The sequence below is a fragment of the Pseudomonas sp. PA-1-6B genome, from assembly GCF_021609545.1.
Lineage (GTDB): Bacteria > Pseudomonadota > Gammaproteobacteria > Pseudomonadales > Pseudomonadaceae > Aquipseudomonas > Aquipseudomonas fluorescens_BV.
Genome location: NZ_WJZM01000054.1, coordinates 25085 through 39606 on the forward strand (window position 1 = coordinate 25085; position 14522 = coordinate 39606).

Below are 14522 nucleotides of genomic sequence, written 5' to 3' on the forward strand. Positions count from 1 at the left end.
ATCTTATCGGGGTGTTCTGACGTCGATACCCGCCTGGTCCAAGGCTTCACGGGTAGCCTCCACCAGATCCAGGGCGCCAGGGGTGTCGCTGTGCAGGCAGATGGAATCGAACTCGATCGCCAGGTCTTCGCCTTCGACGGTACGTACCAGGCCGGCCTGACACGCACGCAAGACCCGGGCGGCCACTGTGGCTGGATCCAGCGCCCGCACATTGCGGGTAAACACGATGGAGCCGCTCAGGTCGTATTCACGGTCGGCATAGAACTCGCGCACCACCGGCTGCCCCAGTTCCTTGGCGATGCGCCAGATCACCGAGTTGGGCATGCAGTACAGCATCAGCGTGGGCTCAATGATTTGCAGGTTCTGCACCAACAGCCGGGCGGCCTCTTCATCACGGGCCAGGTGCATGTAAAGCGCGCCGTGAGGCTTGATATGTTGCAGGGTCACGCCTTGGGCACGAGCCATTTCACGCAGGGCACCGAGCTGGTAGAGCATGTCGTCCACCAGTTCCTGGGCCGGTGCGTTGATATGCCGGCGACCGAACCCCACCAGGTCACGAAAGCCTGGGTGCGCGCCGATGGCCACACCCAGTTGCTTGGCGCGCTCGACGGTGCGGCGCATGGTGCCGGGGTCGCCGGCGTGAAAGCCGGTGGCGATATTGGCCGAGCTGATATAGGCCATCAGCTCTGCGTCGACGCCGTCGCCGATGGTCCAGGGGCCAAAGCTTTCGCCCATGTCTGAATTGAAATCCACTGCCTGCATCGGGGTCGCTCCGCCAAAGGTGATGCCCGCAAAGTAGGCCGGGGCTTGACCCCTTGGGAAGATCTATTATCAGATGGCCCATCTTCTGAAAATCAGATATCGCTCATGTCCCTCACCTTGCGTCAGGTTCGCTACTTCGTCGCCACCGCCGAGATCGGCCAGATATCCCAGGCGGCGATTCACTTGAATATTTCCCAATCGGCGGTGACCACGGCGATCAAGGAGCTGGAAGCCATGCTCGGCGTGCAGTTGTTCGTGCGCTCGGCCCAAGGCATGAACCTCACCGACGCCGGACGGCATTTTCTGAACCGTGCCTATGTGATTGTGCGCAGCGTGGAGGACGCCCTCAACAGCCCGCTGCCGGACTACCGCGCCAGCGGCGTGCTGCGGGTGGCGGCCAGTTACACCGTGCTGGGTTATTTCTTGCCCCACCATTTACAGCGCATGGAGCATTGGCATCCGGACGTAACCATCGAGGTGTTCGAACAGGAGCGCCAGGCCATCGAACAGGGCCTGCTCGACGGCCAGTTCGACATGGCCGTGGTGCTGACCGCCAACCTTACCCACGCGGATATCGTCTCGGAAATTCTGTTCAACTCCGAGCGCCGCTTGTGGCTGCCCAGCCATCACCCGTTGTGCGAACGCGGTGCCGTGAGCCTGGCCGACGTGGCCCAAGAACCCTACATTTTGCTCACCGTCGATGAAGCCGAACACAGCGCCATGCGCTACTGGGAACAGGCCGGGCAAACGCCCAAGGTGCGGCTGCGCACCAGCTCAGTGGAGGCGGTGCGCAGCATGGTTGCCAACGGCAGCGGCGTGGCGATCCTGTCAGACCTGGTGCACCGGCCCTGGTCCCTGGAAGGCAAACGCATCGAAACCCTGACCGTGACCGACCCGGTCACACCCATGAGCGTCGGCCTGGCCTGGCACCGCGAGCGTGCGTTTACGCCAGCGATGCAAGCGTTCCGAGATTACTTCCACGACGCGTTCCTGGCGCCCCAGCAGTTGTCGGCACGCCGTTAAAGATGAGCTTGCAGGGTGGCGGTCAACCAGTCCATGAACACCCGCACTCGCAACGGCAGATGCCGCTGGCCGGCGTACAGCAACGACACATCCAAGGGCGGCGCTTGGTAATCGGGCAGCACCGCCACCAACTCGCCGCTGGCCAATAAGTCGCGTATCCCGAGCTGCGGCACCTGGGTGATGCCAAACCCGCCCAGGCACGCCGATTGATAGGCGTCGGTGCTGTTGACCGTCACCCGGCCTGCCATCGGCAGCCGCTGCACCTTGTTGCCCACCATGTATTCGAACCCGGCCGAGCGTGCGCCCAGCGGCCGCACGTAATGCACCAACTGGTGATGCGCCAGGTCTGCCAGGGTTTCGGGCACGCCATACCGTTGCAGATACGCCGCGCTCGCGCAGTTGACCATCGGCATGCTGCACACCCGCCGCGCTACCACGGTTTGATCGGGCTGCGCGCCGACGCGCACCACGCAATCAAAACCTTCGGCGATCAGGTCCACCTGGCGGTCCGAACCGCTGATCTCCATGTCGATCAGAGGATGGCGCGCCATGAACGTGGGCAAGTTCGGCAAGATCAAGCCCCGCGCCATGACGTTGGGCATGTCCACCCGTATGCGCCCGGCCAATTGGGTTTCGTCCTGACGGAACAAACCTTCCAGCTCTTCCATATGCGCCAGCAGATCCTTGCTGCGCTCATACAACACACGACCATCCTGGGTCGCCTGCACCTTGCGCGTGGTGCGTTGCAACAGCCGTGCGCCGAGCAACTCCTCCAACGCCTGCACATGCTCGGAGACCGTAGAGCGCGGCAAGCCCAGACTTTGACCGGCCTGGGTAAAGCTCGACAACTCAGTAACGCGTACGAAGGTGCGCAGCAACTCAAGCTTGTTCATTAGATTGTTCGCCTTATCCGGCCAGTGATTCCGATATCAGCCTGTTTATCACGTTATGGCCGGACAAATACACTCAGTCCCACTCACCCCATTCGAGGACTGCACCATGACCCGTAAAATCGCACTCATCACTGGCGCCAGCCGTGGCCTGGGTAAAAGCGCCGCCCTGCACCTGGCTGCGCAAGGCATCGACATCATCGGCACTTACCACAGCGCAGCGGCTGAAGCCCAAGCCGTGGTTGCCCAGGTAGAGGCCTTGGGCGGTCGCGCCGCCATGCTGCAGCTGGACGTCAGCCAGAGCGCAACCTTCGATGCATTCGTTGGCCAGATCGGCACCCTGCTCAAGGATGTGTTCGCCCAGGAACATTTCAACTTCCTGATCAACAACGCCGGGGTTGGCACCTACGCAAGCTTTGCCGAAACCACCGAAGCCCAGTTCGACCAGTTGGTGGCGATCCATGTGAAGGCACCGTTTTTCCTTACGCAAAAACTGCTGCCGCTGATCAGCGATGGCGGGCGCATTATCAATGTCTCCAGCGGCCTGGCGCGCTTCAGCCTGCCGGGTTATGCCGCTTACGCGTCCATGAAAGGCGCGGTGGAAGTCTTGTCGCGCTACCAGGCTAAAGAGCTGGGCCCACGGGGTATTACCGTGAACACCCTGGCACCGGGCGCGATTGCCACTGACTTCGGCGGCGGCGCGGTGCGCGATAACACCGATGTGAATGCGATGGTTGCCAATAACACCGCCCTGGGCCGCGCTGGCTTGCCGGACGATATTGGCGGGGCGATTTCGACCTTGCTGGCCGATGGCAGTCATTGGATCACCGGCCAGCGGATCGAGGCGTCGGGAGGGATGTTCCTATAAGCGACGCACGCCTACGGGGTAACTGGGGTTTTACCGGCGAATTTCTCGCGCAGCACGTCATAACCCCAGTGGTACACGTAGGTGTACGGCAGGAAGAACAACAGCACGCCAATGTCGAGGATGAAGGCTTCCAGCAGGCTGATCTTCATCAAGGCGGCAATCAACGGCACTGCCAAGAGAATCAGGCCGCCTTCAAACAACAGCGCGTGCAGCACACGGGTCCAACCGCCGTTGGCCAGTTGCAGGCGGGTTTTAAGGCGGTCGAACAGACTGTTGAACACCACGTTCCAGCTCAGTGCCAACAGGCTGATGCCCAGGGTCACTGCGCCCATTTCCAGCGCCGGCCGGCCGGTGATCCACACCAACAGCGGCGTGCAAATCAATAAGGCCAGCCCTTCGAAACCAAGGGCTTGAAACACGCGTTCAGTAAAGGATTTGGTAGGGGTCATGACCCGGCTCCGTGAGTGACGATGGTTGCCATGATCAGGCTTTGTCTCGATACTTCATAACCAATAACCATCGACCAAGGCGATAGTCATGGCCTCCCATGAAGTGCTCCAGGCATTTGTCCAGGCAGCCATCCAAGGCTCGTTTTCCGCGGCGGCGCGCAAGCTGGGCAAAAGCCAGTCCACCGTGAGCGCGGCAGTGGCCAGCCTTGAGATTGACCTGAACGTGGTGCTGTTTGACCGCAGCAGCCGCAAGCCGACCCTCACGCCGGCGGGGCAAGTGTTGCTGCAACGGGCAGAACAGGTGCTGGAAGCCAGTAGCCGCCTGGAGCTGGCAGCCAGTCAGTTATCGCAAGGCCTGGAGCCGAAATTGAGTATCGCCATGTCCGATACTTACCAATCCGATCGATTCGAGGTCGCCCTCACGGCCTTCGAGCAACGCTACCCGGACCTTGAGCTGGAATGCCTGATCGCGGAATGCGAAGACTTGATTGCGCTGGTGCAAAGTGGCCGGGCGCAGATCGCGTTTATCGAGAAACAAGAAGCCTACCCGCCGGACCTTTCCTTCTCCACGGTGGAGGAGCGCACGGAGATCGCACTGTTCGTCTCGCCTGGACACCCATTGGCGAGTCTGGACAAGGTTCATCCGCACACCTTGCAACAACACCGGGAGTTGCGTTTGGCGAGCATCATCAGCCCCAATGAAAACCGCGGCACGCAGCGAGTATGGTCGGCGCCGAGTTACCTGATGCTGATGGAGATGGCACAGCTGGGGTTTGGCTGGGCACCGATTCCACGCTGGCTGGTGGAGCGCTTCGGCGGTAACCAGTTGGTTGAACTCAAGGTGCGCAGTTGGCCGCGTTCGGTGGCGGTGGATGCGCTGTGGTCCCGGCACCAGCCGCCGGGGCCTGCGGGGAGCTGGTTGCTGGGCAAGATGCTGGAGTGAACGCAGTTCAATGTAGAGGGGGCCGTTAGAGAGGCGTTGGCTGTCAGGCCGTCATCGCAGGCAAGCCAGCTCCCACATTGGATCGCGGGGCGTCATAACATTGTTTTGGCTATTTGAGTTCGGCGAGACGCCGCGTGATGAAGCGTTTTTCTGGCGCCTGTTGCGTCAGCGACAGCGCTTTTTCGTACGCGCTGCGGGCTTCGTCAAACCGCCCCAACTGCCGGCAAAACTCCCCACGCGCCGAATGCGCCAAGTGGTAGTCCTGCAACTCACCGCGCTGCAAAAGGTTGTCTACCAGCACCAACCCCGCCAACGGCCCCTGCTCCATCGCCACCGCTACCGCACGGTTCAACTCGATCACCGGCGACGGCACAGACCTGAGCAATACATCGTAGAGCCCGACAATCTGCCGCCAATCGGTTTCCCCTGCGCTGGGCGCCTCGGCGTGCACGGCGGCAATCGCAGCCTGCAAGCAATACGGCCCGAAGCGTGGCGTCATCAGCGCCTGCTCCACCAATGCGCAGCCTTCAGCGATCAAGGCCCTGTCCCAAAGCGTACGATCCTGAGCGTCCAACAGCACCAGTTCGCCGCTGGCAGAAGTGCGGGCAGGCCGACGCGATTCGTGCAGCAACATCAACGCCAGCAAGCCCATGACTTCCGGCTCGGGCAGCAACTCCAGCAGCAAACGCCCCAGGCGAATGGCCTCCAAGGTCAGGTCCTCGCGGGTGAGGTCGGCACCCGCCGAGGCCGAATAGCCCTCGTTGAACACCAGGTAAATCACCCGCAGCACACTGTCCAATCGTTCGGGCAATTCGGCGCGGGACGGCACTTGATAGGGAATTTTCGCCTCACGGATCTTGCCCTTGGCGCGCACGATGCGTTGGGCAATGGTGGTGGGCGTGGCAAGAAAAGCGTGAGCGATGGCCTCGGTGCTCAGGTCGCAGATCTCGCGCAAGGTCAGCGCAACCTGGGCATCGGCCGCCAACGCTGGGTGGCAGCAAGTGAACATCAGGCGCAGGCGGTCGTCTTCCACGTCGTCATCACTCCACGGCACGGCCTCCAACGCCTCGGCCTGCTCCTCCAATAACGGGGTAAAACGCGACTGCCGACGCAGGCGGTCGATGGCTTTGAAGCGACCGGTGGACACCAGCCACGCCCGTGGATTATCCGGCACGCCATCCTCGGGCCAGCGCTGCAAGGCGACGAAAAATGCTTCGTGCAGCGCCTCCTCGGCCAAGTCGAAATCCCCCAGCACACGAATCAACGTCGCGAGCACGCGGCGTGATTCGCGGCGGTAAATAGCGTCGATCTGCTGGGTCAATCGACCATGTCCTCGGTCACCAACTTCACCAGGCGGTCCAGGCTCTGGCCCCAGCCGTCATGAAAGCCCATGGCTTCATGGGCCTGCTTGTCCTCGGCACTCCAGTGCATGGCGCGGGCGGTGTAGAGCGTCTTGCCGCCGACATCTTCAAAGGTGACTTCGGCGCTCATGAACGGCTTGCCCGAGGGCACCCAACCCGGCATGAACGCGTCGGTAAACACCAGGCGGTTGGGCGCGTCGATTTCCAGGAACACTCCCTGAGTCGGGTACTCGCTGCCATCCGGGGCGCGCATCAAGGTGCGGAACAAGCCGCCGACCCACAGGTTCATCTCGCATTCAGGGGTGGTCATGCCGTGGGGGCCCCACCATTGTTGCAGCAGGGTTGGCTCGGTCCAGGCGCGAAACACCCGGCGGCGCGGCGCATCGATCAAGCGGCTGATGGACAGTTCAAATTCGGCGGGTTGAGTGTTCACGGGAAACCTCCTCAAGTCTTTTGATTATTGTGTTGAGAGATTCAATTGGCGCACGGGGCGCACTTCCACACTGCCGACCCGGGCCGCCGGAATACCGCCAGCCACCTGGAGCGCTTCATTGAGGTCCTTGGCGTCGATCAGGTAGAACCCGGCGAGCTGCTCCTTGGTTTCGGCAAACGGCCCGTCGGTGATCGACAGCTTGCCGTTGCGCATGCGCACGGTAGTGGCGGTGGTCACCGACTCCAGCGGCTCGGCGGCCAGCATGCGCCCGCTGGCCTGGATGGCCTCGGCGTAGGCCAGACACTCCGAGTCATGGGGGCTGTCGGGCGAAGTGTGCAACGCCTGTTCGTTGCTGTAGATCAGGCACAGGTATTTCATGGCGTTCTCCGTTTTCGGACTACTGACTATAGTTCGCGGTGCTCAAGGTTTCAGGTCGAACAACGCCGTGCCGCTTTGCATATCAAACGGCGCCGACCAGTGCTCGTGCACCACCTTCCATTGGCCATCGATGCGCTGGTAGCCGGCGGTGACACGCATCCAGCAAGCCTTCACCTCACCGTCCGGCCCGGCACCGCCGCAGTGGGCCAGCCAGTGGGCGAATGCGCTGTCTGGCGCTTCGACGACATGCAATTCATGAAACTCGAAGATGCCGGGGCCGGGGCAGTGCTCCATGCACGCCTCCCAATGCGCGCGATAGGCCGCCTTGCCCTTGAATTGCAGAGCGGTTACAGCGTCGAACGAGACGATATCGTCGGCGTAAAAGCTGACAATTTTGTCGATATCGCGACCTACGACTGCGTCTTTCCATTGCTCGATCAGGCTCTTGATTGCAGTGCTCATGGCGATGACTCCTTGGGGTGGAAAATCACGGAAGACACCCTTAGTCGAATGGCCCCGAGGGAAATCGACATGCCCCTGAATAATAATTTCCCGTGGCTCAAACCCGATAAACTGCCACTTCCCTTGCAGCCGTTCGGATAGTCCCATGCCAACCCGCCTCGTTGCCTACGAGGCGCTGAACGCTGTGCAACAACAGCAAGTCGGCGCCATCGAAGTTCACCCTGAACAACTGCTGTTTTGCGGTGATATGTATTGCGCCCTCAATACCCTGCTCGCCAACCCGAGCCCTGGGGTCAAGGGCTTTGCGCTGTTGGTCGACGACCTTCCCGTGGCGTTCCTGCTGCTCAAGCGACCACCGTGCCTGCCTCATTGGGCCGATGAACACAGCGCCACACTCCACGCGCTACAGGTAGACCGGCATCAGCAGGGGCGTGGATACGGCAAGATGTGTTTGCAGGCGTTGCCCGCCGTGGCGCGCGAGGCCTGGCCGCAGATCAAGGGGTTGGAGTTGTCGGTGGATGCCCACAACCTGGCGGCAATGGGATTGTATCTGGGGGCGGGATGGGTGGATCGCGGTGAGGCGTACAAGGGTCGCGTAGGGTATGAGCGCCGGTTGAGTTTCAGGTTTAATCCATAGCGGCAATGTCACGTAAACATGACTTTTAAGCGTGCATGTCGTGTTTACGTGACATCGGGTGCAGTGTCAGCCCCGCTCCCCGATCGGCAGCCAGATTTCCACCGTCCCCGTGCCCTTCCTGGCATCGAAGTCCGCGCTATAGCGCTCGAAATCCGCGCCCATGACCTTGTAGCCCGAGTGCGGCAGCCATTCGAACATGATGCGCTCGTAGGTTTGCTCAAGCGCCTGCACCGGCCCGTAGTGGGGGAACACGGCATAGTTGAGTGGCGGAATTTCGATCACCTCGAAATTGCTCGGCACGTCCTTCTTGGCCGGGACTTCAACACCTGCCAGGTAATCGAATTCGCCGTGATGCGGGTTATGGCACACCCCGTAGGTCACACTGCCGACGCGCTTCTTGATGTCCTTGATGCAGGTATCGAACAACTCCCACAGCCGTGGGATATCGCCCACGGTGGCCTTCGAATATCGCCCTTGCACCCCGGCGATCACCAGGGCCTTGCCGGCTTCCAGGCGTGGCTCCAACGGTTGTTTTGTCTGCTGATCCATACGAACAGTCTCCTTCTTATGAGGGAACAAACCCGCATCGAGTATAGGGGCATATCCGCGTTGTACTCCATGTAGAAAAATTTCCTACGCATCTGGACAACTGGCCATCATCGCCCGTATTGTCTGCCCCGCAGGCCACCGCAGTGGCCGACGTCGCTCGGACGGTTCCGGGCGCTTACGTACCTCGAGGCAACAATGGCAGACCAAGGTTCGCCGCGCCGCTTTGCGCGCATAGATCGACTCCCCCCGTATGTTTTCAATATCACTGCCGAGCTGAAGATGGCTGCGCGTCGGCGCGGCGAAGACATCATCGACTTGAGCATGGGTAACCCTGACGGCGCCACGCCTCCTCATATCGTGGAGAAAATGGTCACCGTCGCCCAGCGTGAAGACACCCACGGCTACTCCACCTCCAAAGGCATTCCGCGCCTGCGCCGGGCGATTTCGCGTTGGTACAAGGACCGTTATGAGGTGGATATCGACCCGGAGTCCGAAGCCATCGTGACCATCGGTTCCAAGGAAGGCCTGGCGCACTTGATGCTGGCCACCCTGGACCAGGGCGATACCGTGCTGGTGCCCAACCCCAGCTACCCGATTCATATCTACGGCGCAGTGATAGCCGGCGCCCAGGTACGTTCGGTGCCTCTGATACCGGGCGTGGATTTCTTCGCAGAACTGGAGCGCGCGATTCGCGGCTCGATCCCCAAGCCGAAGATGATGATCCTCGGCTTCCCGTCCAACCCGACCGCGCAGTGTGTGGAACTGGACTTCTTCGAACGGGTGATCGCCCTGGCCAAGCAGTACGACGTGCTGGTGGTGCACGACCTGGCCTACGCCGACATCGTCTACGACGGCTGGAAAGCCCCCTCGATCATGCAAGTGCCCGGCGCCAAGGACATTGCGGTGGAGTTTTTCACCCTGTCCAAGAGCTACAACATGGCCGGCTGGCGCATCGGCTTCATGGTGGGCAACCCGGAACTGGTCAACGCCCTGGCACGTATCAAGAGCTACCACGACTACGGCACCTTCACCCCGCTGCAAGTGGCGGCGATTGCGGCGCTGGAAGGCGACCAACAGTGCGTGAAGGACATCGCCGAGCAGTACCGCCAGCGTCGCAATGTGCTGGTCAAGGGCCTGCATGAACTGGGCTGGATGGTGGAGAATCCGAAGGCGTCGATGTACGTCTGGGCCAAGATTCCCGAGCAGTACGCGGCCATGGGCTCGCTGGAGTTTGCCAAGAAACTGCTATTGGAAGCGAAGGTGTGTGTGTCGCCGGGGATCGGCTTTGGTGAGTATGGCGACGATCATGTGCGCTTTGCGCTGATCGAAAACCAGGACCGGATTCGCCAGGCCGTGCGTGGGATTCGCGGGATGTTCAGGGCGGATGGGTTGGTGACTAAAGCCTGACCTGATCTACCTGAAGAAACCCAATCAATGTGGGAGCTGGCTTGCCTGCGATGGCAGTGTTGGATTCACTACCGCTATCGCAGGCAAGCCAGCTCCCACATTTGATCAGTTCCCACCCTTGCCTTGGGGTGTGGCTTACACCACCAACGACAGCAACATGATGAAGATCAGCGCCACGATCGACAGAATGGTCTCCATCGCCGTCCAGGTCTTGAACGTCTCGGCCACGGTCATGTTGAAGTACTGCTTGACCAGCCAGAACCCCGCATCGTTGACGTGAGACAGGATCAACGAACCTGCGCCCGTCGCCAGTACCAGCAACTCGCGGTTAACCCCAGGGATCATCCCCACCACCGGCACCACAATGCCCGCGCCGGTAATGGTCGCGACCGTCGCTGAACCGGTGGCAATCCGAATCACCGCCGCCACCAGCCACGCCAGCAGGATCGGGTTGATCTGCGCGTTCACCGCCATATGGCCGATCACGTCGCCCACGCCGCTGGTCACCAGCATCTGCTTGAAGCCACCACCGGCACCGATGATCAGGATGATCGCGGCGGTCGGCGCAAGGCTGGCGTCGAGCAGCTTGAGGATCTGCTTGGAGTGGATGCCCTGACGATGGCCAAAGGTGTACAGCGATAACAGCAAAGCCAGCAACAGTGCGGTGATCGGGTGGCCGATCATGTCCATCCAGTTGCGTACCACGTTGCCTTCGGCGAACGCGATGTCGGCAAAGGTTTTGAGCAGCATCAGGAACACCGGCAGCAGCACGGTGACCAGGGTGATGCTGAAGCTTGGCAGCGACTTGTTATCGGTTTCGCGGGCCAGTTGGTCCACCAATTCCTGGGACGGGTTGCCCGGGATGTACTTGGCGATGAACGTACCGAAGATCGGGCCGGCGATGATGGCGGTCGGCAGTGCGACTATCAGGCCGTACAGGATGGTCTTGCCGATATCGGCACCGAACACGCCGATGGCCAGCAGCGGGCCCGGGTGCGGTGGCACCAGGCCGTGCACCGCCGAGAGGCCAGCGAGCAACGGGATACCGATCTTGATCAGCGACACGCCGGTACGCCGGGCGACGATAAACACCAGCGGGATCAGCAACACAAAGCCGATCTCGAAGAACAGCGGGATGCCCACCAGGAACGCGGCGAACATCATGGCCCACTGGACCTTCTCTTTGCCGAAGGCGCGGATCAGGGTCTGGGCGATCTGATCGGCACCGCCGGACTCGGCCATCATCTTGCCGAGCATCGTGCCCAGCGCGAGGATGATGCCGACAAAGCCGAGCACCCCGCCGAAACCGTCCTGGAACGCCTTGATGATCTTGTCCACGGGCATGCCCGAAGTCAGGCCGAGGAAACCGGCCGCGATGATCAGTGCAATGAACGGGTGCACCTTGAACTTGGTGATCAGTACGATCAACCCAATGATAGTGACTACTGCATCTAGCAGCAGGTAAGACTCGTGGGACATGCCAAACATGGGGGGTCTCTCCTGTTTGTTGTTGTTATTAAAGCGGGTGTTGAACTTCCTGCCGGGGATAGCGCTATCTTTTCCGGCAAAAAATTAATGAGTAGGTTCAAAGCCGTGCTTGCGCCACCAGGTATGGGTCTGCGCGGCCAGCTCCTCGACGCTGTCTTCACTGGCGTTCAAGGCCAGGGTCAGCGGTTCGCCCTTGGGCGATTCAAGGGTGGCGAACTGGCTGTCGATCAGGCTTGCCGGCATGAAATGGCCGGGGCGGTGAGACACGCGGTCGGCGGCGACTTCGCGGGTCAGCTCCAGGAAGACAAAACCCAGGCCCGGCGCAGCTTCGCGCAGGTGGTCACGGTATTTTTTCTTCAGGGCCGAACAGGTCAGTACAGGATGCTCGCCCGCTTTCAACGCGCGGCGCAGTTCATCGCACAGGATGTCGAGCCAGCCGGCGCGGTCGTCGTCGTTGAGGGGGTGGCCGGCGCTCATCTTTTCGATGTTCGCGGCAGGGTGAAAGCTGTCGCCTTCAATGGCAGTGGCGCCGTTAAGGGCGCACAGGGCTTGGCTGACGCTGGACTTGCCACAGCCGGAAACACCCATGATGACCAGGGCGGTAACAGGTTGACTCATGAAACACCTCAGGACGCAGATAGCGCTACCTTTGCATAGCGTAAGGCTAGTGCAAAAACAGGCTTTTCCCGCGCCGACTTGTCATTTTTATGGAGTGACGCGTGCATCCGTTCCAACAGATTGACTTCAAGAGCTGGACAGGATCAGGCAACCCTTTATCCAAGAATTTGCAGCCCTTTGGAGACAGCGCTACCTTAGTGCCTCGATTTTTGTTTGGCAAGCCGCCTGATGACCTCCAAGAACGATAAAAATACCCGCACGACGGGCCGCCCTACCCTCAATGAAGTGGCGCGCCTGGCCGGCGTCAGCCCGATCACCGCCTCCCGTGCCCTGCGCGGTATCAGTACCGTGGCCACCGAACTGGTGGAAAAAGTGCAACAGGCCGCCGCCGAGCTGAGCTACGTGGTCAACCCCGCCGCCCGCGCCCTGGCCTCGGCGCAGAGCCATTCGGTGGTGGTGCTGGTGCCGTCACTGTCCAACCTGCTGTTTATCGAAACCCTCGAAGCCATCCACCAAGTGCTGCGGCCCAAGGGCTTTGAAGTACTGATCGGCAACTCCCATTATTCGCGCGATGAAGAAGAAGACCTGTTGCGCAACTACATGGCCTACCAGCCACGGGGTTTGTTGCTGACCGGTTTTGACCGTACCGAAAGCGCGCGACGAATGGTCGAGGCCAGCAATGTGCCCTGTGTGTACATGATGGATCTGGACCCCAATGCCGGGGTGAACTGTGTGGGTTTCTCGCAACTGGCCGCCGGCGAGACCGCGGCGGCGCACTTGCTGTCCCGTGGTCGCAAGCGCCTGGCCTATATCGGCGCACAACTGGACCAACGCACCTTGCTGCGCGGCGAAGGCTTTCGCCGCGCCTTGCAACAGGCCGGCATGTACGACCCGGCGCTGGAGCTGCTGACGCCACGCCCGTCTTCCGTGGGCCTGGGAGGCGAACTGTTTTTGCAACTGCTGGCCGCCCATCCGGATGTGGACGCGATCTTCTTCGGCAACGACGACCTGGCCCAGGGCGCCCTGCTCGAAGCCCTGCGCCATGGCATCAAGGTGCCTGAACGTGTGGCGGTGCTGGGCTTCAACGACCTACCCGCCTCGTCATTCATGGTGCCGCGCCTGAGCAGCATCAGCACGCCACGGGAAGCCATCGGGCGTCGGGCAGCAGAGCATCTGCTGACGATCATGGCGGGCAACAAGGTGGCCAAGCCAGTGGTGGATATGGGGTTTGAGTTGCAGGTGCGCGAGAGCACCTGAGCGTCGAGCCGAACGCAATCAATGTGAGAGCAGGCCATGTAGTGTCCACAAAATCAGCGCCTGGCACAGATCCCCTGTGGGAGCGGGCTTGCTCGCGAAGGCGGTGGGTCAGTCAACGCATCTTCAACTGAACCACCGCTATCGTTGGCAAGCCAGCTCCCACATTTTCGACCGTGCTCGCTTCATACCCTCGCCGCCGTGCCCGGCCCCTGCTAGATTGGTCATTCTCCAAATGCCAGGGAAGCACCATGGGCCATTCACTGAAAATCTTGGGTCGTACCTCTTCAATCAACGTGCGAAAAGTACTGTGGACCTGCCAGGAATTGGGCATCGACTACGTGCGCGAAGACTGGGGCATCGGTTTCAAGCCTACCCAATCCCCCGATTTCCTCGCCTTGAACCCCAACGCCCAGGTGCCAGTGCTGATCGACGACCATGGCGTGCTATGGGAGTCCAATACCATCTGCCGCTACCTTGTCGGCCTCTATCAGCGCCATGACTTGCTACCCGTTGAGCCTGCCTTGCGTGCACGGGTCGAACAGTGGATGGACTGGCAAGCCACCGAACTCAACCCTTCGTGGGGCTATGCGTTCCACGCACTGGTGCGTCAAAACCCGGACTATCAGGACCCGCAACGCATCCAGGCGGGTGTACAGGCCTGGAATGACAAGATGGCCCTGCTAGAACAACAGTTGACCAAGACCGGTGCCTACGTCGTCGGCGAAGAGTTCACCCTCGCTGACATCTTGATAGGCCTTTCGGTACATCGGTGGCAGATGACACCCATGGAGCGGCCACCCTACCCCGCCATCGCGGCGTATTACCAACGCCTCAGCCAGCACGCCGGCTTCAAGACGTTCGCGCTCGACGGCCACAATTAGAGAAGCAGTTGCGCACGTTAAGCTCCAAGCCCAATAGGGGTTTGGCTTAAAGCTCGAAGCTTCCAACTCGCCCAACTGAAGGTTATCCATGACCCCACTGGCCGCCTGCGTCACAG

General features: G+C 60.9%; 17 protein-coding genes. 7 read left to right on the forward strand and 10 right to left on the reverse strand.

All coding sequences use genetic code 11. The features are described from left to right. Positions 1-3: 3 nt before the first annotated feature. Positions 4-762, reverse strand: coding sequence for a 5-oxoprolinase subunit PxpA (locus GIV35_RS21670; protein ID WP_105228084.1), 759 nt, complete (start codon positions 760-762; stop codon positions 4-6). A gap of 105 nt (positions 763-867) precedes the next feature. Between GIV35_RS21670 and GIV35_RS21675 the strand changes: the two genes are divergently transcribed. After that, positions 868-1785, forward strand: a complete 918-nt coding sequence (locus GIV35_RS21675) for a LysR family transcriptional regulator (RefSeq protein WP_014719628.1) — start codon at positions 868-870, stop codon at positions 1783-1785. On the opposite strand, the gene GIV35_RS21680 is transcribed toward GIV35_RS21675, so the two are convergent. Further along, complete coding sequence (locus GIV35_RS21680) at positions 1782-2678, reverse strand: LysR family transcriptional regulator (RefSeq protein ID WP_096144838.1); 897 nt, start codon at positions 2676-2678, stop codon at positions 1782-1784. The genes GIV35_RS21675 and GIV35_RS21680 overlap by 4 nt on opposite strands. A gap of 106 nt (positions 2679-2784) precedes the next feature. On the opposite strand from GIV35_RS21680, the gene GIV35_RS21685 reads away from it, so the two are divergent. After that, positions 2785-3543 (forward strand): SDR family NAD(P)-dependent oxidoreductase, encoded by a 759-nt coding sequence (locus GIV35_RS21685; RefSeq protein WP_054896722.1) that lies wholly within the window; start codon positions 2785-2787, stop codon positions 3541-3543. An 11-nt stretch (positions 3544-3554) separates the two neighbouring features. Here the strand turns inward: GIV35_RS21685 and GIV35_RS21690 are convergent, their stop codons facing one another. Continuing rightward, positions 3555-3992 (reverse strand): multidrug/biocide efflux PACE transporter, encoded by a 438-nt coding sequence (locus GIV35_RS21690; protein ID WP_054896721.1) that lies wholly within the window; start codon positions 3990-3992, stop codon positions 3555-3557. An 88-nt stretch (positions 3993-4080) separates the two neighbouring features. Here GIV35_RS21690 and GIV35_RS21695 point away from each other — a divergent pair, with 88 nt between their 5' ends. After that, positions 4081-4935: a LysR family transcriptional regulator gene (locus GIV35_RS21695; protein WP_200648305.1), complete on the forward strand. Its 855-nt coding sequence runs from the start codon at positions 4081-4083 to the stop codon at positions 4933-4935. A 109-nt stretch (positions 4936-5044) separates the two neighbouring features. On the opposite strand, the gene GIV35_RS21700 is transcribed toward GIV35_RS21695, so the two are convergent. The 4 genes from GIV35_RS21700 to GIV35_RS21715 are packed head-to-tail and all read right to left on the reverse strand — an operon-like array spanning position 5045 to position 7569. Then, a complete protein-coding gene (locus GIV35_RS21700) occupies positions 5045-6256 on the reverse strand; it encodes an RNA polymerase sigma factor (RefSeq protein ID WP_236264729.1) in 1212 nt (403 codons plus the stop codon). Continuing rightward, the gene (locus GIV35_RS21705) at positions 6253-6729 is read right to left on the reverse strand and encodes an SRPBCC family protein (RefSeq protein WP_103452391.1); all 477 of its coding nucleotides are present in this window, start codon (positions 6727-6729) and stop codon (positions 6253-6255) included. Before GIV35_RS21705 ends, GIV35_RS21700 begins: the two co-directional genes overlap by 4 nt. 24 nt (positions 6730-6753) lie before the next feature. Next, positions 6754-7107, reverse strand: a complete 354-nt coding sequence (locus tag GIV35_RS21710; RefSeq protein WP_105228096.1) for a YciI family protein — start codon at positions 7105-7107, stop codon at positions 6754-6756. Between the two features lie 42 nt (positions 7108-7149). Beyond that, positions 7150-7569, reverse strand: coding sequence for a YybH family protein (locus GIV35_RS21715; RefSeq protein WP_223024344.1), 420 nt, complete (start codon positions 7567-7569; stop codon positions 7150-7152). Positions 7570-7714: 145 nt separating this feature from the next. On the opposite strand from GIV35_RS21715, the gene GIV35_RS21720 reads away from it, so the two are divergent. Then, positions 7715-8206 carry a GNAT family N-acetyltransferase gene (locus GIV35_RS21720; protein WP_223024343.1) on the forward strand — a complete coding sequence of 164 codons (492 nt, stop codon included), beginning with the start codon at positions 7715-7717 and terminating at the stop codon, positions 8204-8206. Between the two features lie 66 nt (positions 8207-8272). Here the strand turns inward: GIV35_RS21720 and GIV35_RS21725 are convergent, their stop codons facing one another. Further along, positions 8273-8755 (reverse strand): GyrI-like domain-containing protein, encoded by a 483-nt coding sequence (locus GIV35_RS21725; protein ID WP_236264638.1) that lies wholly within the window; start codon positions 8753-8755, stop codon positions 8273-8275. A gap of 195 nt (positions 8756-8950) precedes the next feature. Here GIV35_RS21725 and alaC point away from each other — a divergent pair, with 195 nt between their 5' ends. After that, positions 8951-10162, forward strand: coding sequence for an alanine transaminase (gene alaC / locus GIV35_RS21730; RefSeq protein ID WP_034108971.1), 1212 nt, complete (start codon positions 8951-8953; stop codon positions 10160-10162). 135 nt (positions 10163-10297) lie between these two features. On the opposite strand, the gene GIV35_RS21735 is transcribed toward alaC, so the two are convergent. Together GIV35_RS21735 and GIV35_RS21740 are read right to left on the reverse strand one after the other, a co-directional pair. Continuing rightward, positions 10298-11650, reverse strand: coding sequence for a GntP family permease (locus tag GIV35_RS21735; RefSeq protein ID WP_014719640.1), 1353 nt, complete (start codon positions 11648-11650; stop codon positions 10298-10300). An 84-nt stretch (positions 11651-11734) separates the two neighbouring features. After that, on the reverse strand, positions 11735-12268 hold the full coding sequence (locus GIV35_RS21740; protein ID WP_034128504.1) for a gluconokinase: 534 nt from the start codon (positions 12266-12268) through the stop codon (positions 11735-11737). Between the two features lie 225 nt (positions 12269-12493). Here GIV35_RS21740 and GIV35_RS21745 point away from each other — a divergent pair, with 225 nt between their 5' ends. Then, a complete protein-coding gene (locus tag GIV35_RS21745) occupies positions 12494-13525 on the forward strand; it encodes a LacI family DNA-binding transcriptional regulator (protein ID WP_161793224.1) in 1032 nt (343 codons plus the stop codon). Between the two features lie 248 nt (positions 13526-13773). Then, positions 13774-14406, forward strand: a complete 633-nt coding sequence (locus tag GIV35_RS21750; RefSeq protein ID WP_236264639.1) for a glutathione S-transferase family protein — start codon at positions 13774-13776, stop codon at positions 14404-14406. The last annotated feature ends 116 nt before the right edge of the window (positions 14407-14522 follow it).

Excerpts from the sequence above, each read along its gene's own strand:
- GIV35_RS21670 (WP_105228084.1), bottom strand. The coding sequence starts at position 762 with ATGCAGGCAGTGGATTTCAATTCAGACATGGGCGAAAGCTTTGGCCCC.
- GIV35_RS21675 (WP_014719628.1), top strand. The coding sequence starts at position 868 with ATGTCCCTCACCTTGCGTCAGGTTCGCTACTTCGTCGCCACCGCCGAG.
- GIV35_RS21680 (WP_096144838.1), bottom strand. The coding sequence starts at position 2,678 with ATGAACAAGCTTGAGTTGCTGCGCACCTTCGTACGCGTTACTGAGTTG.
- GIV35_RS21685 (WP_054896722.1), top strand. The coding sequence starts at position 2,785 with ATGACCCGTAAAATCGCACTCATCACTGGCGCCAGCCGTGGCCTGGGT.
- GIV35_RS21690 (WP_054896721.1), bottom strand. The coding sequence starts at position 3,992 with ATGACCCCTACCAAATCCTTTACTGAACGCGTGTTTCAAGCCCTTGGT.
- GIV35_RS21695 (WP_200648305.1), top strand. The coding sequence starts at position 4,081 with ATGGCCTCCCATGAAGTGCTCCAGGCATTTGTCCAGGCAGCCATCCAA.
- GIV35_RS21710 (WP_105228096.1), bottom strand. The coding sequence starts at position 7,107 with ATGAAATACCTGTGCCTGATCTACAGCAACGAACAGGCGTTGCACACT.
- GIV35_RS21715 (WP_223024344.1), bottom strand. The coding sequence starts at position 7,569 with ATGAGCACTGCAATCAAGAGCCTGATCGAGCAATGGAAAGACGCAGTC.
- GIV35_RS21720 (WP_223024343.1), top strand. The coding sequence starts at position 7,715 with ATGCCAACCCGCCTCGTTGCCTACGAGGCGCTGAACGCTGTGCAACAA.
- GIV35_RS21725 (WP_236264638.1), bottom strand. The coding sequence starts at position 8,755 with ATGGATCAGCAGACAAAACAACCGTTGGAGCCACGCCTGGAAGCCGGC.
- alaC (WP_034108971.1), top strand. The coding sequence starts at position 8,951 with ATGGCAGACCAAGGTTCGCCGCGCCGCTTTGCGCGCATAGATCGACTC.
- GIV35_RS21735 (WP_014719640.1), bottom strand. The coding sequence starts at position 11,650 with ATGTTTGGCATGTCCCACGAGTCTTACCTGCTGCTAGATGCAGTAGTC.
- GIV35_RS21740 (WP_034128504.1), bottom strand. The coding sequence starts at position 12,268 with ATGAGTCAACCTGTTACCGCCCTGGTCATCATGGGTGTTTCCGGCTGT.
- GIV35_RS21750 (WP_236264639.1), top strand. The coding sequence starts at position 13,774 with ATGGGCCATTCACTGAAAATCTTGGGTCGTACCTCTTCAATCAACGTG.